This is a genomic window from Brucella thiophenivorans (genome assembly GCF_002252445.1).
Classification (GTDB): Bacteria; Pseudomonadota; Alphaproteobacteria; order Rhizobiales; family Rhizobiaceae; genus Brucella; species Brucella thiophenivorans.
This window is the reverse complement of record NZ_NNRJ01000015.1, coordinates 303,288-327,890: the sequence shown is the minus strand read 5'-3', so window position 1 is coordinate 327,890 and position 24,603 is coordinate 303,288. Positions and strand designations below refer to the sequence as shown.

The following is a 24,603-nucleotide window of genomic DNA, read 5'->3' as shown; positions in this document are numbered from 1 at the left end:
TCAGATCAGGAAGCTTGCTTCAAAAAGGATTGACCAAGCGTAATAATGGTGGGGCCGGAGAGCCGGATGCGCTCACGCAAGCGAATGGGATAGAGCCCTTCGTCGCGCTCTTCGACATCAATCAAATTCACATCGACCACCAGATTGGCTTTAGCAGCAACTTTGCCAGCATCTTCGAGAGCGCTAACTGCTTCGGCATGACGGGCAACCAGTGCACCATTAATCGTTTCCTGCCATGAACCATCAGCGCCAAGCCACACAGCCTGACCATCAATGAGCCGGTTTGCGGTGAGAACTTTTACAACCATTTTTCCGACTCCTGATTTAAGCAGCGACTGCAACGGGTCTAACCGCCAGCGCTTGCGCTTTGTCGATGGCGGCACCTGCAACAGCATCGCCGATGATGACCATGACTGGACCGGAGAGCTCTTTGCGCTCTTCCAGAGATGGCAGATCTTTTAATGTTCCATGGAACATCCGCTTATCCTTGCGGCTGGCATTCTCAACAACCGCGACAGCCGTATCTTCATGCAGCCCCGCAGAAATCAGACGGCTTGCAACGGAGGCCGCAACGCTTGAGCCCATATAGACGGCGATTGTTGCGCCTGAGACTGCAAGCTTGGCCCAGCCCGGCAGCACATCACCTGCCATGTCGTGACCCGTCGTAAACACCAGCGAAGAAGCAACACCACGCAAAGTCAGCGGCAGTTCCATATCGGCTGCGGCTGCGAAAGCGGACGTAATGCCCGGTACGATCTCAAAGCCGATACCGGCTGAACGCAGCGCCGCCATTTCTTCGGCCGCACGACCAAACACCAGCGGATCGCCCGCTTTCAGACGCACCACGCGCTTGCCTTCGCGACCAAGGCTGACGAGCAGATCATTGATCTCGTTCTGGCTCTTGGAATGGCATCCCTTGCGCTTGCCGACCGAAAGACGCTCCGCATCGCGACGCCCCATGGCAATCACGCCTTCCGGCACCAGTGCGTCATGCACAATCACGTCAGCTTCCATCAGAACGCGATGTGCGCGCAGGGTCAGCAGATCTTCTGCACCCGGACCAGCACCAACCAGCCAGACATAACCGGCAGCATGTTCTCTTTGCTCGATTAATTCATTTGCAGCTTTGTATGCTTCTTCGCGATCACCGTTTTCAACAGCACGCGATACGGAGCCGGAGAAAAACCCACGCCAGAAACTGCGGCGAGCCAAGCCTTTAGGCAAAAGCTTTTCGACCAGCGGACGCCAGCTTTCGGCATAATGTGCAAGCTCACCAAGGGGTGGCGAGAAAGCCGCATCAATGCGCGCACGCACCATCTGCGCCAGCACCGGGGCAGAGCCTTCTGTACCAATCGCAATTGCAATCGGTGCGCGGTTGACGATAGCCGGCGTCAGGAAATCGCAGAGTGCCGGACGGTCAACTACATTGACTGGAATTTTATGCGCTTTGGCAATCGCTGCAATTGCGCGATCGGTCTGTTCATCGCCGGTCGCAACAAAAACCAGCTTTGCACCTTCAAGATGTTTTGGTTCAAAAGCTTGCTGGACTTGCTCGGCACCTTGGCTTTCGATGAAGCTCGCCAAAGCTGGCTCATACTCTTCCGCAACGATGCGCAAACGAGCGGACGTCTGGGCCACAAGGCGGGCTTTGTTGAGCGCTTCTTCGCCGCCGCCAACAATAACCACTACCTCTTCCGAAACACGGAAGAAGGCAGGAAAATCAGCAAGAAGTCGTTGGGACGCGAAAGCCACGGCACTATCCTTTTTGAGAGTGCCGCTATTATTTCTGGACTGCGGAAATTTTATAAGAAACGGGCTTGCGTGCGCAAATCGCGCGGAGCATCACTTTTCCTCTGAAAAGGCATTTTGAGGATTTTAATTCCTGTTTGCCTCAAATTATATCCCATTATTTTTGTAGGATTAGCATTTGAGCGCCGTGCGTCCTATTGGACACACAAAGGACGCTCAAACACGAAAAATGCGCATCGAGCTTTCCAAAAATCGATTTCGATTTTTGGGCCGATGCGTGACTAGCTATAATTGCCCGACGTAAAAAATGCTGGCACATGCTTTGGCCAGCGTCGTGGTAAGACAGCCACGAGATCAAAGCGCAGCGATAATCGCGCATGATCCGGCTGGCGTTGCAGCCACATATCGGCAGCTGCCTCGATCCGTCGCATGGCTTGTGGGGTGACGGCAAGCTGCGCTGCTTCGACGCTGGAACGTGCTTTGACTTCTACAATAAGAATGAGATTGCCGCGCCGGGCAATGAGATCTATTTCGCCTAGCCGTGTGCGATAGCGGCGTGCGACGATGCGGTAGCCTTTGAGCATGAGCGCCAAAGCAGCCCAACGTTCGGCGCTATGTCCGCGAAAGAAAGCAACACGCTTTTTCTCGCGGAATTCACTCATCAGCCCTGCGCCTTCAACTGCATCAGGCGCTGATACAGCACTGATTTCTGCCCGCCGGTCATTTTTGCTGCTTCGCCCGCAGCTTTCGACGGTGGTAACTCCTGCGCGAGCGACAGCAGCAGCTTGTCGACGTCTTCCTCGCTTTGAGGGCCAGCCTCACCCGAAGGCGGACCGACCAGCAGCACGACCTCACCGCGAATACGGTCTTCGCCGTCAAATTGTTGTTTCAACTCGCCCAGAGGTGCAGTCACGATGGTTTCATAGGCTTTGGTCAGTTCGCGGCAAAGCGCTGCTTCACGCGTATCGCCAAAAACCTCCGCCATATCGGCAAGAGTTGTCGCCGTACGATTGGGCGATTCATAGAACACCAGCGTTGCGTCAATGTTCTTGAGGCTTTCAAGCTTTGATTGCTTCTGACCATGCTTGACGGGCAAAAATCCGCAAAACATGAAAGCATCAGTCGGAAGCCCGGAAGCGGCCAGCGCTGCAAGAAGTGCCGAAGCACCCGGAATTGGGACAACGCGAATGCCTGCATCGCGTGCTTCACCGACAAGCCGGAAACCCGGATCGGATACAAGCGGCGTTCCGGCATCAGACACCAGCGCAACGCTTTTTCCAGCTTGCAAGGCTGCGATCAGCTTTGCCCCCGCTTCAGCAGCATTGTGCTCATGATAACTGATCGGGCGACGTGCAATGCCATAGCGATCCAACAAAACGCGGGTGACCCGGGTATCTTCGCAAGCCACAATGTCGGCGCTTGCCAGCGTTTCCAGCCCGCGTAGCGTCATATCGCCAAGATTACCAATCGGAGTCGAGACGATATAGAGCGCGGGTTCAATTGGGCGCGCACGCTGAGCGGTGCCGCCAACAACAAATTCGCGTTTCTGATCGTCCAAAAATTCCGTCATTGCGTATCCTTATGCCGCAAGATCAGCCACCAGTGCGTCAAGCACCAGCGCGCCATCCGGCGTTGCACGGATGAAGCTGCCATCCATTTTTTCAATCATGCCTGATGAAATCAGCCGTTCAAGGCGCTTGCGATCAATATCATGGCCCGTCAGACGCTGATAACGCGCAAGATCAATGCCTTCGCGCAACCGCAGCCCCATCATTAGAAACTCATCGCCCTGCGGTCCGCCATCGAGATGTTCTTCCTCCACAATACCGTGGCCATGGCTTGCAACTTTTTCCAGCCATGTTTCAGGATGCTTTTCGGTCATCGTAACAGTACGCAAACCGTTCTCGACAAAACGTCCATGTGCGCCGGGGCCGATGCCGACATATTGCCCATAACGCCAGTAAACCAGATTGTGCTGCGACTCGCGCCCCGGCACCGCATGGTTTGAAATCTCATAGGCCGGAAGACCATGTTCCGCTGTGATCTTTTGGGTTTCTTCATAAAGAGCAGCAGCGTGATCCGGGTCCGGCGTGGTGAGCTTGCCTGCCTTCCAGAGATTATAAAACTGCGTGCCTTCTTCAATCGTCAGCTGATAGAGCGACAGATGATCGGCAGCAAGACCGATGGCTTCTTTCAGCTCTTCACGCCAGGCTTCAATCGTTTGATTGGGTCGAGCATAAATGAGATCAAACGAAAGACGTGGGAAAATTTCACGCGCCAGCCGGATTGCAGCCTTGGCCTCATCGACGGAATGCATTCGCCCAAGGCGACGCAGATCAAGATCGTTCAGCGCTTGGATGCCAAGCGAAACACGATTGACGCCCGCAGCACGATAACCGCGAAAACGATCAGCTTCCACGCTTGTCGGATTGGCTTCCAGTGTCACTTCAATGTCAGGTGCAACAGTCCAGCGCGACGCAATGCCGTCAAGCAAACTGCCCACTGTAGATGGCTGCATCAGTGACGGCGTGCCGCCGCCCAAAAAGATGCTGGTGACGGTGCGCGGGCCTGTACGGGAGCGCAATGTGTCCATCTCGCGATTGAAAGCTTCCGCAAAGCGTGGCTGATCAACCGGCTGATGGCGCACATGGCTGTTGAAGTCGCAATACGGACATTTGGCAAGGCAAAACGGCCAGTGCAAATAAACTCCAAATGCCGTTTCTCCATCCGAGCGTGCTATCGGCAGAATATCGGTACTTCCGGCGGGTGGAGAGAAATGATGGTTCATTCAACCGTATCCGAAACAACACCGAGCGCCTTTTCAGCGAACAGTTTGAAAGCACGCGCACGATGCGAAAGGGCTGACGCATCACCCGGCGTCCAGCCGTGCTTCTCGTCAGCAGTCATTTCACCAAATGTCTTTTCATAGCCATCCGGCTTGAAGACCGGATCATAACCAAAACCAATATCGCCGCGTGGCGGCCAGATCAGCGTGCCTTCTACTTCACCACGATAATATTGTGCTTCACCATCAGGCCATGCAAGGCAGATCACAGACACAAAGCGCGCCTTGCGCTCGGCGGGTGTGAGAGCACCCTTTTCATGCAAAAGATCTTCGACCTTCTGCATCGCCATGTTGAAATCACGCGTACCGTCTTCGGTTTCAGCCCAATCAGCTGTGTAAACGCCGGGATTGCCATCCAGCGCATCAACCATCATGCCCGAATCATCAGACAATGACGGCAGGCCAGTGGCCTTTGCCGCAGCAAGCGCCTTGATATAAGCATTCTGCTCGAAAGTCGTGCCGGTCTCTTCCGGCTCCGGAAGGCCGAGAGCCGCAACAGAACTCACCTCAAAGCCAAAAGGCGCAATCAGTCCATCAAACTCGCGCAGCTTGCCTGCATTGTGCGATGCGACGATCAGTTTGCCTTTTTCGAGGTTTCTCATTTCAGTTCTACCTTTTTACGCATGATCTTAGCCGAAAGTGGCTTCCCACTTTTCGGGATCATGCCCTTTTTCCACACATGATCTTAGCTGAAAACCGGTTTCCACTTTTCGGGATCATGCTTTAACTCCAAAGTTTCGGCTCAGCGAATTCCAGCGAGTTGCCAGAGGGATCGCGAAAATAGATCGAACGTGCGCCATTGGGCCATTCGAAATCAGACTCGATAGCGATGTCGTGCTTTTCGAGATAGTTACGCCAGTCATCAATCTCATGACACGTGGCTGCAAAACACACATGCCCCGGCCCAGACGTTCCATGCGGTGGCACCGGCAGCGATCCGGGTGCCGCTGATTTCAGCGTTTCTGCCGCTTTAAACAACAGCAGAATGCCGTCGCCACAGCGGAAGAATGCATTGCGTTCACTGACCTTGCCCACCGGCTCAAGCCCTATAATGTCGCGATAGAATTTAATCGCTTCAGCAACATCACGGACATAGAGCGCGGTTTCAAGAATGCGGGATGCCTGCATTTTCGGCCACCTCTTTCATGGAGATGACCTTAACTATCAGGCTAGTGCTGCCTTCTGCAACTCGACGAGCTGATTAATGCCTCCACGTGCAAGCTTCATAAGGGCTGCGAACTCTTCTTCCGAAAATGGTGCGCCTTCTGCTGTACCCTGAATTTCGACAATTCCGCCCTTGCCGGTCATGACGAAATTGCTGTCGGTTTCAGCAGCCGAATCTTCAACATAATCCAGATCCAGCACAGGCTGGCCGTCGTGAATACCACAGGAAATAGCTGCGATATGATCTTTTAGCACCTTCTCAAAGCGGATCATCTGTCGCGCTTCCATCCAGCGCAGGCAATCATACAGCGCAACCCAGCCGCCGGTAATTGCAGCCGTACGGGTGCCGCCATCAGCCTGAATGACATCGCAGTCAACCGTAATCTGGAATTCGCCCAGTGCCTGAAGATCAACAACAGCGCGCAGCGAACGGCCAATAAGACGCTGGATTTCCTGTGTGCGACCACCCTGCTTACCGGCTGCGGCTTCACGGCGCATGCGGTCGCCGGTTGAACGTGGCAGCATGCCATATTCGGCTGTGACCCAGCCCTTGCCGGAATTGCGCATCCAGCCCGGCACTTTTTCCTCAAGGCTTGCCGTGCAAAGAACATGGGTGTCGCCAAACTTGACAAGGCATGAGCCTTCCGCATGTTTGGAGACGCCGCGCTCAAAAGATACGGCACGCATTTCGTCAGCAGCGCGCTTGGATGGACGCATGGTAATTCCTCATTTCGGTTTTCGTTGCGGCTTTTTAGGCTTGTCGATGGCAAATAGAAAGAAATTTCGCCATTAATATCAATACAAGTGTTGAAGGCACCTGTTAGAGTGGGCTTAGAGCCTTTATCGCTTCGCGGTGAGACCTTATATTTGATGCAAATAATTCAGAGATTTGTGCAGACGACGCCATGATAAAATCACCGGAACATCAGTTGCTTAGTTCGCTCGACCAGCGCTCGCGCGATATTTTCCGGCTGATCGTCGATAGCTACCTCAATGATGGCGATCCAGTCGGATCGCGCAATCTGTCCCGTCTTTTGCCGCATAGTCTCTCGCCTGCGACCATTCGCAATGTGATGAGCGATCTGGAACAGCTGGGCCTGATTTATGCACCGCATATTTCTGCCGGGCGTCTGCCAACGCAGATCGGCCTGCGTTTCTTTGTCGATGCATTCATGGAAGTGGGTGATCTGCGACCTGATGAACGCACGTCCATTGAAGCGCAGGTGCGCTCCGCTGGTGGCAACAATTCCGTTGAAAGCGTTCTGACCGAAGCCAGTCAGGTTCTGTCCGGGCTTTCGCGCGGTGCAGGCCTTGTGCTCGCCACCAAGGCAGAAGGCGCACTCAAACATATTGAATTTGTGCGGCTTGAGCCGACACGCGCATTGGCTGTGCTGGTGATGCAAAATGGCGATGTGGAAAACCGCGTCATCAATCTGCCCGCCGGTATTTCTACATCGCAACTGGTAGAGGCTTCAAACTTCCTCAATGCGCATATTCATGGCCACACACTTTCGGAAGCAAAATCAGAACTGGAAAAGCTCTCTGAAAGCACCAGACAAGAACTCGACCAGCTCTCGCAGGAACTCGTCGCACAAGGACTTGCCGTATGGAGTGGTGCAGGGTCTGATCAGCCGGCGCGACTCATCGTGCGCGGTCGCGCGAACCTGTTGGAAAATATCCATGCGCAGGAAGATATTGAACGCCTGCGGCACTTGTTTGACGATCTGGAAACCAAGGATGGAATGATCCAGTTGCTTGATTTAGCGGAATCGGGTTCGGGCGTACGCATTTTCATCGGCTCGGAAAATAAGCTTTTCTCGCTTTCAGGATCGTCACTGGTGGTGGCTCCTTATCGCGACAGTGAACAACGCGTTGTCGGTGCACTTGGCGTGATCGGACCAACCCGCCTTAACTATGCACGCATCGTGCCGATGGTGGATTATACCGCGCAGATCGTGTCCCGATTGCTGCGTTAAGTTGTCAGACTTAACAAGAGCAGGAAATTAGACCTTGATTTTAACGCCGCGAAACTCAATATCCGGCGCAAACACCATTCAAGACGGAAGAAGCATTATGGCTGATGAAAAGAATACACCCGAAAACGCCGATCTTGAGCAGCGCGACATCAATAATCCTCGTGATCGTGATGCGCTGAAGCGTGCTGCCGATGATTTTCTGAAAAGCCGCAAGGCTGAGGCACGTGCCGAGGTCGAAGAAGAAGACGTTGACGCCGAAAACCTTGCAGCAAATACCATTGCAGCGCTTGAAGCCGATAACGCAGAGCTGAAAGATCAGATGCTGCGTCTGGTTGCTGAAATGGAAAATCTGCGCAAGCGCACCCAGCGCGATGTTCAGGATGCTCGCACCTATGCGGTGACAAATTTTGCACGCGACATGCTCTCGGTTTCTGACAATCTGAGCCGTGCACATGAATCAATTCCAGCAGAAGCGCTGGAAACCGATGCAAATCTCAAGTCTTTGGCCGAAGGCGTGGAAATGACTGAACGCGCCATGTTGCAGGCTTTGGAACGTCACGGCGTGACAAAGCTCAACCCTGAAGGTGAAAAGTTCGACCCGAACTTCCATCAGGCGATTTTTGAAGTCCCAAATCCTGAACTGCCGGCCAACACAGTCGTACAGGTTATGCAGGCAGGCTATGCGATCGGTGATCGGGTTCTGCGTCCGGCTATGGTTGGCGTTTCCAAAGGCGGTCCGAAGGCGTCTGCGGAAGCTGCACCCGAAGGCAATGCATAAGCTTATTGACTGCTGAACATTATTCGAGAGAAAGAGCGGCGCGTTAATCGCCGCTCTTTCTTTTTGTCGGCATCCATTGGAATATCGACGAAATGTCGCTGGGAGGACTAAGTGACGATCTTTGATTTTGCCAATTTTGCGGGCGTTTTCGTTTTCGCAGCCACAGGTGCTCTCGCTGCCTCACGTCGCCAGCTTGATATTATCGGCTTTATCTTCCTCGCTAATATTACCGGCATTGGTGGCGGCACAATGCGCGATTTGGTGCTGGGCGCACCTGTTTTCTGGGTCATTGAGCCGTTTTATCTGCTGGCCGGTACGTCAGCCGCCGTCATCGTCTATTTTACAGCGCATCTGGTTGAATCGCGATACCGGCTTCTGTTGTGGTTTGATGCCATTGGTATGGCCGCCTATACGGTCGTAGGTGCGGCGAAAGGACTATCGCTTGGCTTTGGACCGTCTGTCGCGATTGTCACTGGGATTTTTACAGCAACCCTTGGCGGCATCTTGCGCGATATGGTGGCGGGAGAACCGTCGGTGTTAATGCGACGCGAAATCTATGTCACAGCAGCGCTTGCAGGGGCGTGTCTTTATGTGTTGCTGGAACGCTTCGGATTTGATCCTATTTATGCAGGACTTGCAGCTGCACTCATCGCCTTTGTTGTGCGCGGTGGCGCGCTTCATTTTGGTTGGAACCTACCGGTTTATAAAAGTCGTCCCGGTCGCACAGAGGAAGAACTCAAACGCGACCGGATAGTACCATGATCAATCAGATAAGCTTGGCCTGTGTGGCCACAGCCTTCAGGTTTGCCAGTGGACGGGGCCCCATTTGCTGAACGATCATACCAGCGGCAAATGAACCTAAACGTGCACAATCCTCAAGCGAACGATCTTTCGTGTAGCCATAGAGGAAACCGGCGGCATAAAGATCGCCGGCGCCGGTTGTATCAATCAGTTCTTCAATCTCGATAGCAGGCACTTCAATCGTCTGATCAGGTGTTACGACAACCGCGCCTTTTTCAGACCGTGTGATGATCGAAAGCTCACAATCCTTGCGGATCGCTTCGATTGCCTCATCAAGCGTCTTTGTCTGATAAAGCGACTTGGCTTCATCTTCATTCGCAAACACAATATCGACCGTACCTTTGCGCATCAGATCAAGAAATTCCTCGCGATAACGATCAACGCAGAACGGATCGGACAATGTCATCGCAACCTTGCGACCATGGTCATGTGCGATTTTCGATGCCAGAACAATGGCTTCCTTGGCACGTGGCGGATCCCACAGATAACCTTCGAAATAAGTCACACGCGCATCGGCAACTTTCGAGGTTTCCACATCTTCCGGCCCAAGCTCAACGCTGGCACCAAGATAGGTATTCATCGAGCGTTCGCCGTCAGCAGTGACGAAAATCATGCAGCGGGCTGTTGGTGAACCCTGTTCCAACGCGCGCGTATCAAAAGCAACGCCCTGCGCGCGAATATCATGAGCAAAGACCCGGCCAAGATGGTCGGTTGCCACTTTGCCAAAATAAGCGGAACGTCCGCCGAGGCTTGCAATGCCAGAAGCCGTATTGCTCGCGCTGCCACCCGACATTTCCGTAATCTGTCCCTTGATGCGGCTGTAAAGCAGTTCTGCCCGGTCGCTATCAATCAGGTTCATGGCACCTTTGATGATGCCATTTGTTTCCAGAAATGCATCTTCAGTGCGCGAAATAACATCGACAATGGCGTTGCCAATGCAAAGAACGTCGAATGTAGCCATGAGCTATCTTTGGCTCCCCTGTTTGTCTGCTGCCTTTCTCGTCAGACGTTTTCAGACAAAGATTTGGCGACAGCAATGTGGGGCCGGTTTAGCCTTTTGCAAGTCTTTTGACTACCCTATGCAAGCGACGATCTGTGGGTAGAACATCTTGTGCAGTCTAAGCTCTATTCCTATCTGGATCACATCGGATTGCGAAAAGTGGACCCAAATGATCATTGAAGCCGCGCTGAAAGCTCTTAAACGCCTTCCAACACCAGAATTTCGCTCTGTTTTGTGGAAAACGCTTGGCCTCACGCTGCTTTTACTCGTCGGGCTTTGGGTGGCAATCCGGCAATTATTTTTCACTCTCGCATGGCCATGGCTAGAGCAGTTGATTCCCGGTATGCCGGAATGGGCCGGGTGGCTTGGCATCGTTGCCGCCATTCTTGCAGGGCTTGGCCTTGCGCTGGTTCTTGCTTTGATGATTGCACCGGTAACAGCCCTCGTCGCCGGTATTTTCCTTGATGATGTGGCCGAAGTGGTCGAACGCGAAGATTATCCCGGCCAGTCTGAAGGCACAGCCTTGCCATTAGGACGGTCCATTGTTTTGTCGCTCAAATTTCTTGGCGTCGTTATTCTGGGCAACATCGTGGCGCTGTTTCTGCTCTTTGTGCCGGGCATTAATCTGATCGCATTTTTCGTGATCAATGCCTATCTGCTCGGTCGGGAATTCTTTGAATTTGCCGCCATGCGCTACCGTTCGGAGGCAGAAGCCAAAGCTTTGCGATCGCAATATGGTGTCACGGTATTTCTTGCAGGCCTTCTGATTGCGGCGTTTCTGGCAATCCCGATTGTCAATCTGCTGACACCGCTTTTTGCAGCCACCATGATGATCCATCTGCACAAGGCGATCTCGCAAAAGGAGGCAAGTCGTCCTCCTGCGCATGCCCGCTGAGCAAAAGAAATTTTGAAAAGATGACCATTCACCGGTAAGATCGACGCGAACGCATTTTACAAGTGACCTACAATGAAACTCATCCCGGCAATTTTATGCATTCTCGCAATCATGCTTTCATCCGCGTCAACATTCGCTGAGGTGCGTTTTGGTAAGAATGTGCGTGTCGGTGGCCATGATTTTTCAAACCAGACTTTTAATGAAAAGCGTCGCGGGCGTATTCATATTTACGAAGGCAAGCCGAAAAATGAAGGCTGCACGTGGAAGCGCGGCAAGAATGGCGATCGCGTCAAAGTCTGCCACCTTCAGCGAAAGCCAATAAAATGCTCGCAGACACGTTAAAACTATAGCTGTGGTGGTAACGGAATGAGTGCCGCAGGAACATCGCAGGTCTTGGCTTCATATTTGCAAATATCGGCAATCGCGCATTTCTCGCATTCAGGCTTGCGCGCCTTGCAGGTATAACGCCCGTGCAGGATCAGCCAGTGATGGGCGTGGAACAGATATTCTTTCGGGATAACCCGCATCAGAATGGCTTCCACCGCATCCGGTGTTTTGCCCGGTGCAAGCCCGATCCGATTGCCGATACGCATCACATGGGTATCGACCGCCATCGTTGAATGACCGAATGCCATGCTGAGCACAACGTTTGCAGTCTTGCGGCCAACGCCCGGCAGCTTCACTAGTTCGTCACGGTCGCCGGGCACTTCGCCACCGTGGTCACGAATAAGCGCTTCGGACAGTAGAATGACATTCTTGGCTTTATTGCGCCAAAGCCCGATGGTGCGGATATGATTGCCAACAGTCTCCTCACCCAGCGCCAGCATTTTTTGCGGGGTATCGGCAATGGCAAAAAGCGCACGCGTTGCCTTGTTCACGCCCGCGTCCGTTGCCTGTGCCGACAAAACGACAGCCACCAGCAGCGTAAAAGCGTTGACATGTTCAAGCTCACCCTTGGGCTCTGGACGCAAAATGGAAAAGCGACGGAAAATCTCGTGAATTTCATCCGCTGTATATAACGTGCCGGAAACCCGGCGCGGACGGCGAGCTGAAGCTGGAGCGTTCAAAGGTGATTTGATTTTGGCGTTTTCCATTTTGTCTCTATACTGGAAGCTGACGTTTAAAAACAATCAGCAGCTTGACGCAGTTCCCCCAGACGTTGAGGCGACCGGAGCGGTCGTAAAGTTTATGCAGCATCCAGACGGCGCACTTCCCGATAGGTTCGATAAACCAATATTTGAAGCACTGCTGACGCCCTATCGTTCGCTGGGACGAACCGGATTTCGTGTGCTGATGGCGGCGTTGATAAGCTGCTGGCTTTTTGTCTGCATCCTGTTCTGGTCCATAGGTGCCTGGCCGACCATCGGCTTTTTTGGCCTCGATGTGCTGGCAATCTATCTGGCATTTCGATGGAACTATCGCGCAGCTAATGCACGCGAGGAAATATCTGTATCCCGCTCAGCGCTGCATATTCGCAAATATGAACCATCAGGCAAACTGATTACCCATGAGTTTCATCCGTTCTGGACGCGGTTTAAAATAGCGCGAAAGCCGGAATTTGGCATCACATCCATGCATGTCGAAAGCCGTCAGGATCGCGTTCTGATCGGCGGATTTCTCAATCCCGATGATCGCGAGAGTTTTGCGAAAGCCTTTGGCCGCGCCTTGAGCGAAGCGCGGCGGTAAACTCTTCCAACATATGTTGACGGCTTCTGTCTGTAACGCATCTGATTCATGATGTGACGGAATGAATCCGATTTCGGCCCTTGAAGTCACGCTTTTCACAAGCCATATCAGATGGGTGAAAGATACGCCGCAAGGGTGCTTTCCAAGACGGTCGCTTCGATAAGGACTGATGCAATGACAAGAATGACACCGTTTTCGAGCCCGCTATTGCTCGGATTCGACACAATGGAAAAGACGCTGGAACGGATTGCCAAATCCGGCGATGGCTACCCGCCCTACAATATAGAACGTCTGCGTGGCGAGACTGGTTCTGAGCGCCTCCGTATCACACTTGCTGTTGCAGGATTTGCCAGCGACGATCTTGAAGTCATGACGGAGGACAACCAACTTGTCATCCGCGGACGCCAGACCGACGACACCGAACGTGAGTTTCTGCATCGCGGCATTGCGGCGCGACAGTTCCAGCGCGTTTTTGTTCTGGCCGATGGTATGCGGGTTGTCGGGTGCGATCTGAAAAATGGTTTATTGGCTATTGATCTTGATCGACCTGAACCAGAACGGCTTATCAAACGTATAAATATAGCAGTGAAGGAATGAACCAGGTTCACCTTAGGTTCACCTAAAAACGGCTATAGGAATTTATTAAGCTCTTAAGCGCCATGATCGCAAATGATATGCCGCAAAAATGGAGGCTATGATGATGGATAGAAACATTCTCACCGAATATGAATTCGCTCATCTGGGTGAAGGTGAAGTGGCTTATGTGCGCAAGATTCGTTCCGACGATCTGACCCGCACCTTCCCTGCTCTCCCCCCCATTGCATCAGGTATTGAAATCTGGGCGCTGTTTGGCGCGAGCGGCGAGCCGATTGTGCTCTCCGATGTTCGAGCAACCGCATTGCAGGGCGCACATGAGCATGAATTACGCACAGTGATGCTGCATTAAAAACATCCTGATAAACAAGTATAAAGAAAGGCCGCCGTTCTCCCCGAAACGGCGGCCTTGCTTGTTAATTAGTCAGGCTTATGCGGCGTTTGAGGCCGGATGCGCTGTCAGGAATGAATAAAGAGCCTGCGCGTCATGGGTTCCGCGCAGCTTTGCCACGGTGTCGGCATCGCGCAACATGCGAGCGATCCGCGACAGGGCCTTCAAATGATCTGCACCTGCATTTTCAGGTGCCAGAAGCAGGAACACGAGATCAACGGGCTGATCGTCCAATGCTTCAAAATCTACTGGCGTTTCAAGGCGCGCAAAAATACCTGCAATCTTGTCGATGCTTGCGAGCTTGCCATGTGGAATGGCAACACCATTGCCAACGCCTGTAGAACCAAGGCGTTCGCGCTGGAGAATTGTTTCGAAAACTTCACGCTCAGGGAGACCGGTCAGTTCCGCAGCCTTTTCAGACAGAATCTGCAAAAGCTGCTTTTTGGAGCTGGCTTTCAGCGCAGGGATGATCGCCCCTGGCTGAATCAGATCACTAAGATCCATTCTCTCCGTTCCTTCTTCAATCAGACCATTTAAGGCCCGGTTTGGAGAAGCGCACGACAGCAGACTGCGTGCGCTTCAGGTTTGCCGTCAGGTGCGTGGCGCAGCCTGGCGGGTAACCGTCGATGGGTCGACCCAGCCAATGTTGCCGTCTGCACGACGGTAGACGATATTCACTTCATCATTGCCTGCATTGCGGAAGACCAGAACCGGGTTTTCGATCAGGTCAAGTTCCACAACCGCCGACGCGACCGATAGGGTGCGCAGAGCGACAGACGATTCCGCAACAATAGTTGGCGCGTAATCCGCCGGAAGATCCTCCTCATCCTCCAGCAGCGGTGCCATAACACGATATGTCACATCATCATAGATCGCATTTGGTGCGGTTGCAGGGCGTGATTTCAAACGGCGCTTATAGCGGCGCAACCGCGTTTCAATCTTTTCTGCAGCCGCATCGAAAGCCAGTTGCGGGTCCTGTGCATCTCCGGTGCTCTGCAAGGTGGCACCGCTATCTAAATGCAAAGTACAATCCGCGCTGAACCGCGATCCGGACTTGGTGACCGTTACCTGCCCGGAAAAGCCATGATCGAAATATTTGCCGACCGCCTCGTTAACCCGATCATTGATCCGAGCCGTGAAAGCTTCACCGACGTCCATATGCTTTCCAGATACACGCAGAGTCATTTGGTACACCTCATTTGCGTTACACAACAGGACGTAGTCTAATCACATGGTGAGCGAAGCGCAAAGCGAACCAGCATCAAATATGCTTTTCGTCCTGTGCTATTTTCAAGCCCCATTCACAAATCCGGACACAGTGCCAAAACACCCGACCGAATATGTGCATTCAAGCGGCTTTTCGAGTAATTTCCCCTCACGTGTATTCAAAGTGAATTCAAAACACATGACCGGGAAGTTCGCTGCACATCGTTCTTTTATGTAACGCTGGAAACGCGGAAGCGTTTCCCGAAATATGACCTGGCCTTTCGTTTTGTCAGTCGGACACCGGAAATCCGGCATTTTTTATGCATATCGTGATGCGAGCGGGGCTTCTATTGACTTAAAGGTCAATTGTCAATCGCAGCTTCTGCCAGTCTTTTTTGTAAGGCACGCGGAGAATCAATCACCGGTGACGGATCTGCGCGCTTTCTTTTCCCGCCTGCGTTGAACCGAGGAAGCAATATTCATCGATTCCCTGTATTTAGCGACTGTTCTGCGGGCAATATCCACACCGTCTTTCTTCAAAGCATCAACGATTGCATCGTCTGATAATACATCCTCCGGCTTTTCCGCATCGATCATCTGACGTATGCGATGGCGCACACTTTCGGATGAATGCGCATCCCCTCCTTCGGAAGAGGCAATCGATGCATTGAAGAAATAACGCAGTTCAAATACGCCGCGCGGTGTGGCCATGAACTTGTTGGCGGTCACCCGACTGATGGTTGATTCATGCATACCAACCGCGTCCGCTACTGTGCGCAAATTGAGCGGCTTCAGATGCGTTACGCCGTGATGCAGGAATCCATCCTGCTGGCGCACAATTTCCTGCGTCACTTTCAAAATCGTGCGCGCGCGTTGATCGAGACTGCGCATCAGCCAGTTGGCCGACTGCATGCAATCAGACAGAAATGTCTTTTCCTCACCTTTGATGGAAGGGCTGACTTCGGCGTAATATTCGTTGTTTACGATCAGTCGTGGCTGCGCGGCTGGATTAAGCTCAATCCCCCAGGTACCGTCCCGCACCATTGCCACCAGCACATCGGGAATGATGACATCCGTCACCGAAACCTCGAACTGGGTTCCCGGTTTGGGATCAAGCATCCTGATTTCGTTTAGCATATCGAGAATATCGGACTGATCGACGCCGCAGAGCTTCTTAAGCGCCGCAAAATCGCGCCGGGCAAGCAGGTCGAGATTTTCGATGAGTGCTTCCATCGCCGGATCAAAACGATCTTTCAAGCGGAGCTGAATGGCGAGACATTCTCGAAGATCACGTGCAAAAAGACCAGAAGGATCAAAGCTTTGCATCTCATGCAGAATGCCTTCGATATGATCTGTCTCAACGCCGAGATTCTGCGCAAGCAAAGTAATATCCGCGCGCAGATAGCCGCTTTCATCCAGAGCGTCAGCCAGAGCCGTTGCAATGAAGCGATCTGGCGCACTTGAAAATGTCAGTGCGATCTGCTCCGCAACATGCTCGCTCAAAGATATGCGGCTTGCCGTCACCTGATCGATGTCATAGCTGCCGCCGGCACTGTAAGTTTCGCCGGCAGAGGTGCTCCATTGAGCAGAGAGGTCCTTATGCGCATCATCGCTACGACCCGGATCATCGGGGAAAATATTCTCCAGCGAACTATCAAAAGTGGAAGAGAGATTTTGCGCGTCATCCACTGATTCCGTTTTGAACCAGTCCTCATCTGGGGAAGAATCAGTGCCCACATCTTCGCTCTCGCGTTGAGGCTCTGCGTCCGAAAAATCATCATTCGCTGCCTCTATTCTGTCCAGCAGCGGATTTTTCTCGATTTCAAGATCGAGGAACTGATCCAGCTCGATATGCGTCATCTGAAGCAGTTTGATCGACTGCATCAGTTGAGGCGTCATCACCAGTGACTGCGACTGGCGAAAATCAAGCTTCGGCGAAAGAGCCATGCGTCGTGTAATTCCCCCGATTTCCCTCCGCCAACAAATTAAAAGCTGGCAAAACCGCCTGTTCCTGAATTGTTTTCAATTAAGGCGCACCAATCATCAAAACTGGTATGAACCTTGCTTGTCAATTCAGAATGTGCGCTTTTCAGACAAAAGTGGAAAATAGTCGCAGGAAATGAACCGCATGGATTGCGGCTCTAAAGCACATTTACAAGGGCGTGCGATTACAAAGTAAACTGGTCGCCGAGGTAAAGCCTGCGCACGTCTGGATTGGCGACGATTTCCGCAGGACGGCCATGGGTCAGCACCTGACCGGCATGGATAATATAGGCGCGGTCGATCAGTCCGAGCGTTTCACGCACATTGTGATCGGTGATCAGAACCCCGATACCACGGCTGGTCAGATGACGCACAAGCTGCTGAATATCGGAGACGGCAATCGGATCGACACCGGCAAACGGCTCGTCGAGCAACATGAAATTCGGACGCGATGCAAGTGCGCGCGCAATTTCCAGACGGCGGCGTTCACCACCAGAAAGCGAAATAGCAGGTGCCTTACGCAAATGCGCGATGTGAAATTCTTCAAGCAGAGCATCGAGTTCTGTCGCGCGTTTCTTGCGGTCTTTTTCGACCACTTCCAGCACAGCCTTGATGTTGTTTTCGACAGAAAGGCCGCGGAAAATCGATGCTTCCTGTGGAAGATAGCCGATGCCAAGACGCGAGCGGCGATACATCGGCATCGAAGTTACATCGTAACCATCGATCTCAATGGCACCGGCATCCGCTGGCACAAGGCCTGTCACCATGTAGAAACATGTGGTCTTTCCAGCGCCGTTTGGGCCAAGAATCCCCACGGCTTCGCCCGCGCGCACACCAAACGACACGCCGTTGACGACCTGTCGTCCGCGATAGCTTTTGCACAGACCACGAGCAACCAGCGTCCCTTTAAGACGGGTCGTTTTGCCGGGCTGCGATGGCATGACGCCATCCGTTCCTTCAGAAACAGCTTGCGGCTCATCGGCTTTTTTATTCCAGAACAATCCCACGCGCACTCCGGTTAATTCGATTTGGGCGCAGCACCGCCCTGCTGTTTATCGCCGGGTGCCATGATGATGGAAACACGGCCCTTGCTCTGACCTTTGCAGCTTTCAAGGAAAGCCTTGCCGGTGTCCATGTGAGCAGTGAGCTTGCAGCCGGTCGCAACATTGTCGCCGTCAGTCAGAACAACTTTCTGGCCCTGCAAAACCATGATCTGGCTCTTGCCGTCATAAGTTCCGGTGTCACCGGTTGCAACCTGCGTGCCCGATTTCAGATAGACCTTGCCGCTGATTTCAAGACGATCAATGCCCGAACCGCTCAAGCCAGCCGTTCCACCAGCGGGTTGTGCACCTTCGCCCTGTGCCGCCTTGTTATAAAACACGATCATCTGGCCCGACTTCAAAAGCGCATCACCCTGAACAACCGACACATTGCCGGTGAAAATGGCTTTGCCTTCCTTGTCCAGCATTTCGAGCTTGTCTGCATCGATCTTAATCGGGTCTTTGCCGCCCGAAAGTTTCAGACTGCCAAACGGCACCTGCTGACTATCCTGAGCCTGAACGGAGACTGGCGCAACCAGCAAGCCAAGCGCCAAAGCCGCAAATCCCATCCGCAATGTGCGGGTCTTCATGCTCTTGTTCATCTTGACCGTCCCGCGTTCCATATTCTTAAGCTCCCCTACATATCCCGTCCAAGGAATCAGGCCGAGCGCATCAAATCCAAGCCCGACGCATAAACTTGTCCGAAAAGTCTATCAACCTTTCAGACCGACACCTCAAGCCATAATAATTAAACCCAGCGCAACCCGATAGAAGTATCTCGCTGCGCAAAAAGAAACGAAGTTCGAAAGCACGCGTATAACATAGTTTTAATTAGACGCGTTGTCGCCCGAAACCGCACCACCGTCAATAACAACACGAACCTTGTTTTCAAAGATCAGGATCTTGCCACTTTCTTTGATCTGCATGCTGTCAGCACTGATCTGTGTCGTGCCATTGCGAATATCGACAGGCTTGTCCGTCGTCACCTGACCGCTCTTCAGATTAACATCTGCAGAACGCATGACGGCGCGCAGGCCTTCATTCGTCGTAACAGTAAAATCCTTATCAAGTTGCAAACGACCGTTCGCATTATCGTAAACACCGGAAGCCGCCTCGACCTTGGCGCTGCCATCGTCGCCGACAGGAAGCTCTGCTGAAATACCCTCAAGCGCAATCGAACCGCTGTTTTTAGCGTCCTGCACCGCTTTTTCAGCAATCATCGAATAAGGGCGATTGTCCTTGGTATAGCCATTGAGCTGCGGATTGCTCATAACAAGCTTGCCAGCCTCGCCGCCATTATTGACTTCGACCTTTACGGGTGCCGCAGGCGTTGCCAAAAATGTATACCATGAAAAGACAGCCCCAAGTGCAATGGCTGCTACAGGCAAAGCCGTTTTAAGAACGCGCACACGGATCGAATGGCGTTGCGCTGCACGAAACATCGAAGCTGCCTTTTCAGACGCTCCAAAATGCATGCCTGCGCCTTTCGGCGCTGCAGTGGCAGCCCCTTGCGAAACATGTATATGTGGTGTGTCAGCGCTCATCGTGTCTTTCGATCGTTCAACGTTAATGGTCAGCGTTTTAATCTGGCTTTATTGCTCAACTGTTTACGGCAACATCAGAAATGAACATTTTTCATCTGATGCTATCTTAGCTCAATGCGGTTTATTTGGGATGCAATAGCCTGACACTCAAGCCTATTACACGTCGCAAAACAACGCACCTGCCATGCAAAACCGGCAGGAGTACCAAAAAATGGCAGAAAACCGCACGTTTCAGCCCCCTCAATCAAGTTAGAAGGCTGATCACTTCATTGTTAACATAAAACTGATTTTGATTATAGTCTCAGACAATAGAGAGAAAATGATTGCCGCCTTCCCCTACAGCCAAGCATGGATTAGATTACGGCTCTGATTAGATAGATCCGTAATCTAATTATTTGTTTTCACGCGCATCTTACCCGAAAACTGCTTCACACTTTTCTGGATGCGCCCTAAAAGACAGAAACGATACTTTATAAATTGGATGGATAAGAATGGCTTATGACGCCGAAGCACTGATCGAAAGACGCAAACTGCGCAGAAAACTCACCATCTGGCGCGTTGCTTTTCTGCTTTTGCTGGCAGCTATCATTGCGGGCATTGCCTCCTATTCCATGCGTGGCACCAATTTTGCGCAGCCACATGTTGCACAGGTTCGCATCGAAGGCACAATTTTCGAAAATGAAGAGCTGCTCAAACGCCTCAACAAAATCGCTGCAGATGATGCGGTCAAAGGCGTCATTCTAATCCTCGATTCACCAGGCGGAACAACGGTTGGCGGCGAATCAATCTACGAAGCTGTGCGCAAAATCGCCGAAAAGAAGCCTGTCGTAACCCAGGTCGGCACACTTGCAGCGTCTGCTGGCTATATGATTGCCAGCGCCTCCGATCATATTGTTGCGCGCCAGACGTCGATTGTCGGCTCAATTGGCGTGTTGTTCCAATATCCAGATCTGTCGAAATTGCTTGATACGATTGGTGTGAAAGTTGAAACGATCAAATCGTCTCCGCTGAAAGCCGAGCCGAATTATTTTAGCCCTGCAAGCGAAGAAGCCAAAGCGATGATCCGCAGCATGATCATGGATTCCTATGATTGGTTCGTGGGAATTGTGCAGGAACGCCGCTCTTTTACCCATGAACAAGCGCTCGCACTCGCCAACGGTGCCGTTTTCACAGGTCGTCAGGCACTCGAAAAGAAGCTGATCGACGGTCTTGGCGGTGAAGAAGAAGCCGTTGCATGGCTGACCAGCAAGGGCGTTTCCAAGGATTTGCCAAAACTTGAATGGAAGCCGGAAAGCAGCGACACAGGTTTTTCGCTGCGTGATCTGATTATTCATGCAGGTGCGCGCCTGCTTGGTGTCCCGCAAGAAGCCGATGGATTGCTAAAGGAGATTGCAAAAGATCGTATCTTCCTTGACGGACTTCTTTCGGTTTGGCACGTTGATGGAACGTCGGGTGTAAACCCGGCAAACAAATGAGTCCTTCACCGGACAACCAAAACACAGGGGTTTAAAGCCGTGATCAAATCGGAACTCGTTCAGGTTATCGCCAGCCGTAATCCACATCTTTTCCAGCGAGATGTTGAAAACATCGTCGGCTCGGTTTTTGAAGAGATCACCAATGCTCTTGCTGAGGGCAATCGTGTAGAACTGCGCGGCTTTGGTGCTTTCTCGGTGAAGAACCGCCCTGCCCGCAGCGGCCGCAACCCACGCACCGGCGACACCGTCGATGTCGAAGAAAAGTGGGTGCCGTTCTTCAAGACCGGCAAGGAACTGCGTGACCGTCTCAACGGCGCCATCTGATTTATTATCATGGTAACAAAGCGCGTTATCACGATTGTCATTTTGGTACCGTTGGCGGTCATTCTGATCGCTCTTTCGGTCGCCAACCGTCAAACGGTTGGCCTGACAATCGATCCGTTCAATCCTGGTAATCCAGCGCTGACCTATCAGGCACCGCTGTTTATCTGGCTGTTTGGCACGCTGATCTCAGGTGCACTTATTGGCGCTGCCGTCACATGGCTGACGCAGGGCAAGCACCGCCGCCGGGAACGCCGCTATAAAAAGGAAGCATCACAGCTTCTCGAACGTGCGGAATCGGCTGAAAAGCGCCATGTTTCAGGCACGGTATCCAAAACCTGATCGCGGGACAGCTTCTTTTTCACTTCCGTTCCGGCACTATTTGGCCTACCTAGACCGCGTTTTGATCTGATTACATCAGATCGGCGGTGGTAGGTCTTTTACTTGAAGCATAATCTTATCGATCCTCGTTTCACTCCGATAGGACTTATGCTCTAGGGTCAAATAAAAAACGGAGTGACGGGTGAAGGCGCCAAAAGCAAAAGGCAAGAAGCCAACGGGCAGTAAAGAGCAGCGCGGTTCTAATCGCGCAAAGCATGATGAGCCGCGTTCGGCAAGCAAGCATGGAAACAAGCCCGACGATAAGGGCACGTTTTTCAAAAAGCCGCGTCCGCAATTTGCCAAAGCCCCCATCAAGCCTGCTGAAGAAAAGCTTGTTGCACCGTTGCGCGAGATCAAGCCTTATCAAGGTGCGCGTCCGGGCGAACGCACGCCGGTTATCCTCGAAACCGAGCCATCGGATGATTATGCGCTGCTCGACAGCGGCAACGGCCTGAAGCTTGAGCAATATGGCCTTTATCGCATTGTGCGTCCGGAGGGGCAGGCAATCTGGCTCCCGAGCCTTAGCAAAGCTGAATGGGACAAGGCCGACGCAGTTTTCACCGGCAATACCGACGAAGAAGGCATGGGACGCTGGGCGTTTCCGAAGGAGCCTCTGGGCCAGACTCTGGCTGAAACCTGGCCGATGCAGCATGACGGCATCGCATTTCATGGCCGCTTCACCTCATTTCGCCATGTCGGTGTATTCCCCGAACAGGCAGCCCACTGGTCCTATATGGACGCACTCATCCGCGATGCAGCCAAATCTGGCCGCACGGTAAAAGTGCTCAATCTGTTCGGCTATACCGGTGTCGCATCGCTGGTTGCGGCCCGTGCAGGTGCCGAAGTCACGCATGTCGACGCGTCCAAAAAGGCAATCGTCTGGGCGCGCGAAAATCAGGAAATGGCAGGACTGTCCGACAAGCCAATCCGGTGGATCTGCGAAGATGCGATGAAATTCGTGCAGCGCGAAGAACGTCGCGGCAGCACTTATGACATCATCCTGCTTGATCCACCTGCCTATGGTCGCGGTCCGAATGGTGAAGTCTGGCAATTGTTTGAGCATCTGCCGGCTATGGTCGATACGTGCCGTTCGATCCTTGCACCAAACGCACTTTCACTCATTCTGACTGCCTATTCGATCCGCGCTTCATTCTTCGCAATCCATGAACTGGTGCGCGACCGTTTGACCGGACTTGGCGGCACGGTCGAATCGGGCGAACTTATTCTTCGTGAACGCGCGAGCCGACGTGCGCTTTCCACCTCCATGTTCAGCCGCTGGGTAGCAAAATGAGCCGAGACGACGATTTTTCCAAAAGCGGCAATACGCATTCGGGGCAGCGCGTGGGTCAGGTGAAGGAGGTCACCAGCCTCACCAATCCGATTGTCAAAGACCTGCGCTCGCTCGCACTGAAAAAGTTTCGCGATCAGCAAGGCGTGTTTCTGGCCGAAGGTTTGAAGCTCATCATTGATGCCTTTGAACAGGATTGGCGCATCAAGAAGCTTGTGTTCGCCAAGTCCGGCAAGGGCAACAAGATGGTCGAGCAGGTTGCAGCGCGCACGTTTGCCAAGGGCGCACTGGTGCTGGAAGTGACCGAAAAGATCATGGCTGCCATCACCCGCCGCGATAATCCGCAGATGGTGGTTGGCGTTTTCGAGCAGCAGTATCAGCAGCTTTCAAGCCTCAAGCCGAAGGGCAATGATGTTTACATCGCGCTCGACCGTGTGCGCGATCCGGGCAATCTGGGCACCGTGATCCGCACAGCCGACGCCGTGGGTGCCAAGGGTATTATCCTGATCGGTGACACGACCGACCCTTATTCGCTGGAAACCGTGCGTGCCACGATGGGTTCGATCTTTTCAATGCCGCTCTATAAGACAACGGAATCTGATTTTCTCAACTGGCGCAAAGGCTTTTCGGGTCTATTGGTCGGCACGCATCTTAAAGGTGCCGTCGATTATCGCACGATCCCTTACGCCAAAAAGCCGGTCATTCTGATGATGGGCAATGAGCAGCAGGGCTTGCCGGATAATCTGGCCGAGAGTTGTGATAAGCTTGCCCGTATTCCGCAGGCCGGTCGCGCAGATTCGCTTAATCTGGCGATAGCCACAGGCGTTATGCTTTATGAAATCCGCCGCGAGGCGCTTACTCTTGATGAAAGGGCCAGCGGATGAAGCGTCACGCGGTTTTGTCCTCGTTTCTCGTCGTCATTATCGCAGTCCTGCTTGATCAGGGCATAAAATATCTGGTCGAAACCCGCATGGGTTATGGGCAACAGATTGATGTGCTCCCGTTTTTTGCGCTGTTCCGTACGCATAATGAAGGCATTGCCTTCTCAATGCTGGCATGGCTGCACGACTGGGGACTGGTCGCGATCACCGCAGTCGTTATTCTCTTTGTGCTGTATCTCTGGTGGACAAATCCGCCCAATCGCGTCTTTGCGCGTTATGGATTTGCGCTTGTGGTTGGCGGTGCGATTGGCAATCTTATCGACCGCGTGATGCATGGCTATGTCGTAGATTATCTTCTTTTCCATCTGCCCACATGGTCATTTGCGGTCTTCAATCTCGCGGACACCTTCATCACGATTGGTGCGGCATTGATTATTCTGGAAGAATTTCTGGGTTGGCGGCGCGAGCGGGCGGTGCGTTAACTGATGTAGTACGCTCTTTCTTGCTCCAAACTCACAACCCTTGATCAGATCGAACCTTTATCATAGTCTGAGTTTGAAATTTAACAGTTTTTTGAAGGGGATAAGCGCCGTCCACCCCAATTG

General features: G+C 52.7%; 30 protein-coding genes. 14 read left to right on the top strand and 16 right to left on the bottom strand.

The window, feature by feature from the left end; all coding sequences use genetic code 11:
• Positions 1–5: 5 nt before the first annotated feature.
• The 8 genes from CEV31_RS06500 to rph all read right to left on the bottom strand — a co-directional run bounded on the left by CEV31_RS06500 (position 6) and on the right by rph (position 6,475).
• Complete coding sequence (locus CEV31_RS06500; RefSeq protein ID WP_094506214.1) at positions 6–308, bottom strand: DUF2849 domain-containing protein; 303 nt, start codon at positions 306–308, stop codon at positions 6–8.
• Between the two features lie 16 nt (positions 309–324).
• Positions 325–1,752 (bottom strand): siroheme synthase CysG, encoded by a 1,428-nt coding sequence (gene cysG, locus CEV31_RS06495; protein WP_094506213.1) that lies wholly within the window; start codon positions 1,750–1,752, stop codon positions 325–327.
• A gap of 278 nt (positions 1,753–2,030) precedes the next feature.
• Positions 2,031–2,411 carry a YraN family protein gene (locus CEV31_RS06490; protein WP_094506212.1) on the bottom strand — a complete coding sequence of 127 codons (381 nt, stop codon included), beginning with the start codon at positions 2,409–2,411 and terminating at the stop codon, positions 2,031–2,033.
• Positions 2,411–3,319, bottom strand: a complete 909-nt coding sequence (gene rsmI, locus CEV31_RS06485; RefSeq protein ID WP_094506211.1) for a 16S rRNA (cytidine(1402)-2'-O)-methyltransferase — start codon at positions 3,317–3,319, stop codon at positions 2,411–2,413. The genes CEV31_RS06490 and rsmI overlap by 1 nt, the downstream gene beginning before the upstream one ends.
• Before the next feature lie 9 nt (positions 3,320–3,328).
• Positions 3,329–4,537, bottom strand: coding sequence for a radical SAM family heme chaperone HemW (gene hemW / locus CEV31_RS06480; RefSeq protein WP_094506210.1), 1,209 nt, complete (start codon positions 4,535–4,537; stop codon positions 3,329–3,331).
• Entirely contained in the window at positions 4,534–5,196 is a 663-nt protein-coding gene (gene rdgB / locus CEV31_RS06475) for an RdgB/HAM1 family non-canonical purine NTP pyrophosphatase (protein WP_094506209.1), read from the bottom strand. The genes hemW and rdgB overlap by 4 nt, the downstream gene beginning before the upstream one ends.
• A 121-nt stretch (positions 5,197–5,317) precedes the next feature.
• Positions 5,318–5,722: a VOC family protein gene (locus CEV31_RS06470; protein WP_094506208.1), complete on the bottom strand. Its 405-nt coding sequence runs from the start codon at positions 5,720–5,722 to the stop codon at positions 5,318–5,320.
• 36 nt (positions 5,723–5,758) lie between these two features.
• Complete coding sequence (gene rph / locus CEV31_RS06465) at positions 5,759–6,475, bottom strand: ribonuclease PH (protein ID WP_094506207.1); 717 nt, start codon at positions 6,473–6,475, stop codon at positions 5,759–5,761.
• A gap of 188 nt (positions 6,476–6,663) precedes the next feature.
• On the opposite strand from rph, the gene hrcA reads away from it, so the two are divergent.
• The 3 genes from hrcA (at position 6,664) to CEV31_RS06450 (ending at position 9,274) form a co-directional block, all read left to right on the top strand.
• Positions 6,664–7,734 carry a heat-inducible transcriptional repressor HrcA gene (gene hrcA, locus CEV31_RS06460; RefSeq protein WP_094506206.1) on the top strand — a complete coding sequence of 357 codons (1,071 nt, stop codon included), beginning with the start codon at positions 6,664–6,666 and terminating at the stop codon, positions 7,732–7,734.
• Between the two features lie 97 nt (positions 7,735–7,831).
• Entirely contained in the window at positions 7,832–8,512 is a 681-nt protein-coding gene (gene grpE / locus CEV31_RS06455) for a nucleotide exchange factor GrpE (protein WP_094506205.1), read from the top strand.
• Between the two features lie 111 nt (positions 8,513–8,623).
• Positions 8,624–9,274, top strand: a complete 651-nt coding sequence (locus CEV31_RS06450; protein WP_094506204.1) for a trimeric intracellular cation channel family protein — start codon at positions 8,624–8,626, stop codon at positions 9,272–9,274.
• Positions 9,275–9,278: 4 nt separating this feature from the next.
• Here the strand turns inward: CEV31_RS06450 and CEV31_RS06445 are convergent, their stop codons facing one another.
• Positions 9,279–10,274 (bottom strand): adenosine kinase, encoded by a 996-nt coding sequence (locus CEV31_RS06445; protein WP_094506203.1) that lies wholly within the window; start codon positions 10,272–10,274, stop codon positions 9,279–9,281.
• Between the two features lie 208 nt (positions 10,275–10,482).
• Between CEV31_RS06445 and CEV31_RS06440 the strand changes: the two genes are divergently transcribed.
• Positions 10,483–11,208, top strand: coding sequence for a sulfate transporter family protein (locus tag CEV31_RS06440; protein ID WP_094506202.1), 726 nt, complete (start codon positions 10,483–10,485; stop codon positions 11,206–11,208).
• A gap of 72 nt (positions 11,209–11,280) precedes the next feature.
• Positions 11,281–11,550 carry a hypothetical protein gene (locus tag CEV31_RS06435; RefSeq protein ID WP_210190893.1) on the top strand — a complete coding sequence of 90 codons (270 nt, stop codon included), beginning with the start codon at positions 11,281–11,283 and terminating at the stop codon, positions 11,548–11,550.
• 2 nt (positions 11,551–11,552) lie between these two features.
• On the opposite strand, the gene nth is transcribed toward CEV31_RS06435, so the two are convergent.
• Entirely contained in the window at positions 11,553–12,302 is a 750-nt protein-coding gene (gene nth, locus CEV31_RS06430) for an endonuclease III (protein WP_094506201.1), read from the bottom strand.
• Between the two features lie 94 nt (positions 12,303–12,396).
• Here nth and CEV31_RS06425 point away from each other — a divergent pair, with 94 nt between their 5' ends.
• The 3 genes from CEV31_RS06425 to CEV31_RS06415 all read left to right on the top strand — a co-directional run bounded on the left by CEV31_RS06425 (position 12,397) and on the right by CEV31_RS06415 (position 13,840).
• Positions 12,397–12,894 carry a DUF2244 domain-containing protein gene (locus CEV31_RS06425; protein ID WP_094506553.1) on the top strand — a complete coding sequence of 166 codons (498 nt, stop codon included), beginning with the start codon at positions 12,397–12,399 and terminating at the stop codon, positions 12,892–12,894.
• 174 nt (positions 12,895–13,068) lie between these two features.
• Positions 13,069–13,491 (top strand): Hsp20 family protein, encoded by a 423-nt coding sequence (locus tag CEV31_RS06420; protein WP_094506552.1) that lies wholly within the window; start codon positions 13,069–13,071, stop codon positions 13,489–13,491.
• A gap of 103 nt (positions 13,492–13,594) precedes the next feature.
• Entirely contained in the window at positions 13,595–13,840 is a 246-nt protein-coding gene (locus CEV31_RS06415; RefSeq protein ID WP_094506551.1) for a BQ00720 family protein, read from the top strand.
• A gap of 78 nt (positions 13,841–13,918) precedes the next feature.
• On the opposite strand, the gene ptsN is transcribed toward CEV31_RS06415, so the two are convergent.
• From ptsN to lptC, 6 genes are all read right to left on the bottom strand, one after another.
• On the bottom strand, positions 13,919–14,383 hold the full coding sequence (ptsN, locus tag CEV31_RS06410) for a PTS IIA-like nitrogen regulatory protein PtsN (protein ID WP_094506200.1): 465 nt from the start codon (positions 14,381–14,383) through the stop codon (positions 13,919–13,921).
• An 87-nt stretch (positions 14,384–14,470) separates the two neighbouring features.
• Entirely contained in the window at positions 14,471–15,064 is a 594-nt protein-coding gene (gene hpf / locus CEV31_RS06405; RefSeq protein ID WP_094506198.1) for a ribosome hibernation-promoting factor, HPF/YfiA family, read from the bottom strand.
• A gap of 435 nt (positions 15,065–15,499) precedes the next feature.
• Positions 15,500–17,032 (bottom strand): RNA polymerase factor sigma-54, encoded by a 1,533-nt coding sequence (gene rpoN / locus CEV31_RS06395; protein WP_094506196.1) that lies wholly within the window; start codon positions 17,030–17,032, stop codon positions 15,500–15,502.
• 221 nt (positions 17,033–17,253) lie between these two features.
• The gene (gene lptB, locus CEV31_RS06390) at positions 17,254–18,075 is read right to left on the bottom strand and encodes an LPS export ABC transporter ATP-binding protein (RefSeq protein ID WP_094506550.1); all 822 of its coding nucleotides are present in this window, start codon (positions 18,073–18,075) and stop codon (positions 17,254–17,256) included.
• Between the two features lie 11 nt (positions 18,076–18,086).
• Entirely contained in the window at positions 18,087–18,731 is a 645-nt protein-coding gene (locus CEV31_RS06385; RefSeq protein ID WP_094506194.1) for an LptA/OstA family protein, read from the bottom strand.
• A gap of 204 nt (positions 18,732–18,935) precedes the next feature.
• Positions 18,936–19,652 carry an LPS export ABC transporter periplasmic protein LptC gene (gene lptC / locus CEV31_RS06380; RefSeq protein ID WP_094506192.1) on the bottom strand — a complete coding sequence of 239 codons (717 nt, stop codon included), beginning with the start codon at positions 19,650–19,652 and terminating at the stop codon, positions 18,936–18,938.
• A 491-nt stretch (positions 19,653–20,143) separates the two neighbouring features.
• Here lptC and sppA point away from each other — a divergent pair, with 491 nt between their 5' ends.
• The 6 genes from sppA (at position 20,144) to lspA (ending at position 24,480) form a co-directional block, all read left to right on the top strand.
• A complete protein-coding gene (gene sppA / locus CEV31_RS06375) occupies positions 20,144–21,127 on the top strand; it encodes a signal peptide peptidase SppA (RefSeq protein ID WP_094506190.1) in 984 nt (327 codons plus the stop codon).
• Positions 21,128–21,166: 39 nt separating this feature from the next.
• Positions 21,167–21,451, top strand: coding sequence for an integration host factor subunit beta (locus tag CEV31_RS06370; RefSeq protein ID WP_094506189.1), 285 nt, complete (start codon positions 21,167–21,169; stop codon positions 21,449–21,451).
• Positions 21,452–21,460: 9 nt separating this feature from the next.
• Entirely contained in the window at positions 21,461–21,790 is a 330-nt protein-coding gene (locus tag CEV31_RS06365; protein ID WP_094506187.1) for a lipopolysaccharide assembly protein LapA domain-containing protein, read from the top strand.
• A gap of 181 nt (positions 21,791–21,971) precedes the next feature.
• A complete protein-coding gene (locus CEV31_RS06360) occupies positions 21,972–23,120 on the top strand; it encodes a class I SAM-dependent methyltransferase (protein WP_094506186.1) in 1,149 nt (382 codons plus the stop codon).
• Entirely contained in the window at positions 23,117–24,001 is an 885-nt protein-coding gene (locus CEV31_RS06355; RefSeq protein ID WP_094506185.1) for a TrmH family RNA methyltransferase, read from the top strand. Before CEV31_RS06360 ends, CEV31_RS06355 begins: the two co-directional genes overlap by 4 nt.
• Positions 23,998–24,480, top strand: coding sequence for a signal peptidase II (gene lspA, locus CEV31_RS06350; RefSeq protein WP_094506184.1), 483 nt, complete (start codon positions 23,998–24,000; stop codon positions 24,478–24,480). The genes CEV31_RS06355 and lspA overlap by 4 nt, the downstream gene beginning before the upstream one ends.
• Positions 24,481–24,603: the final 123 nt, after the last annotated feature.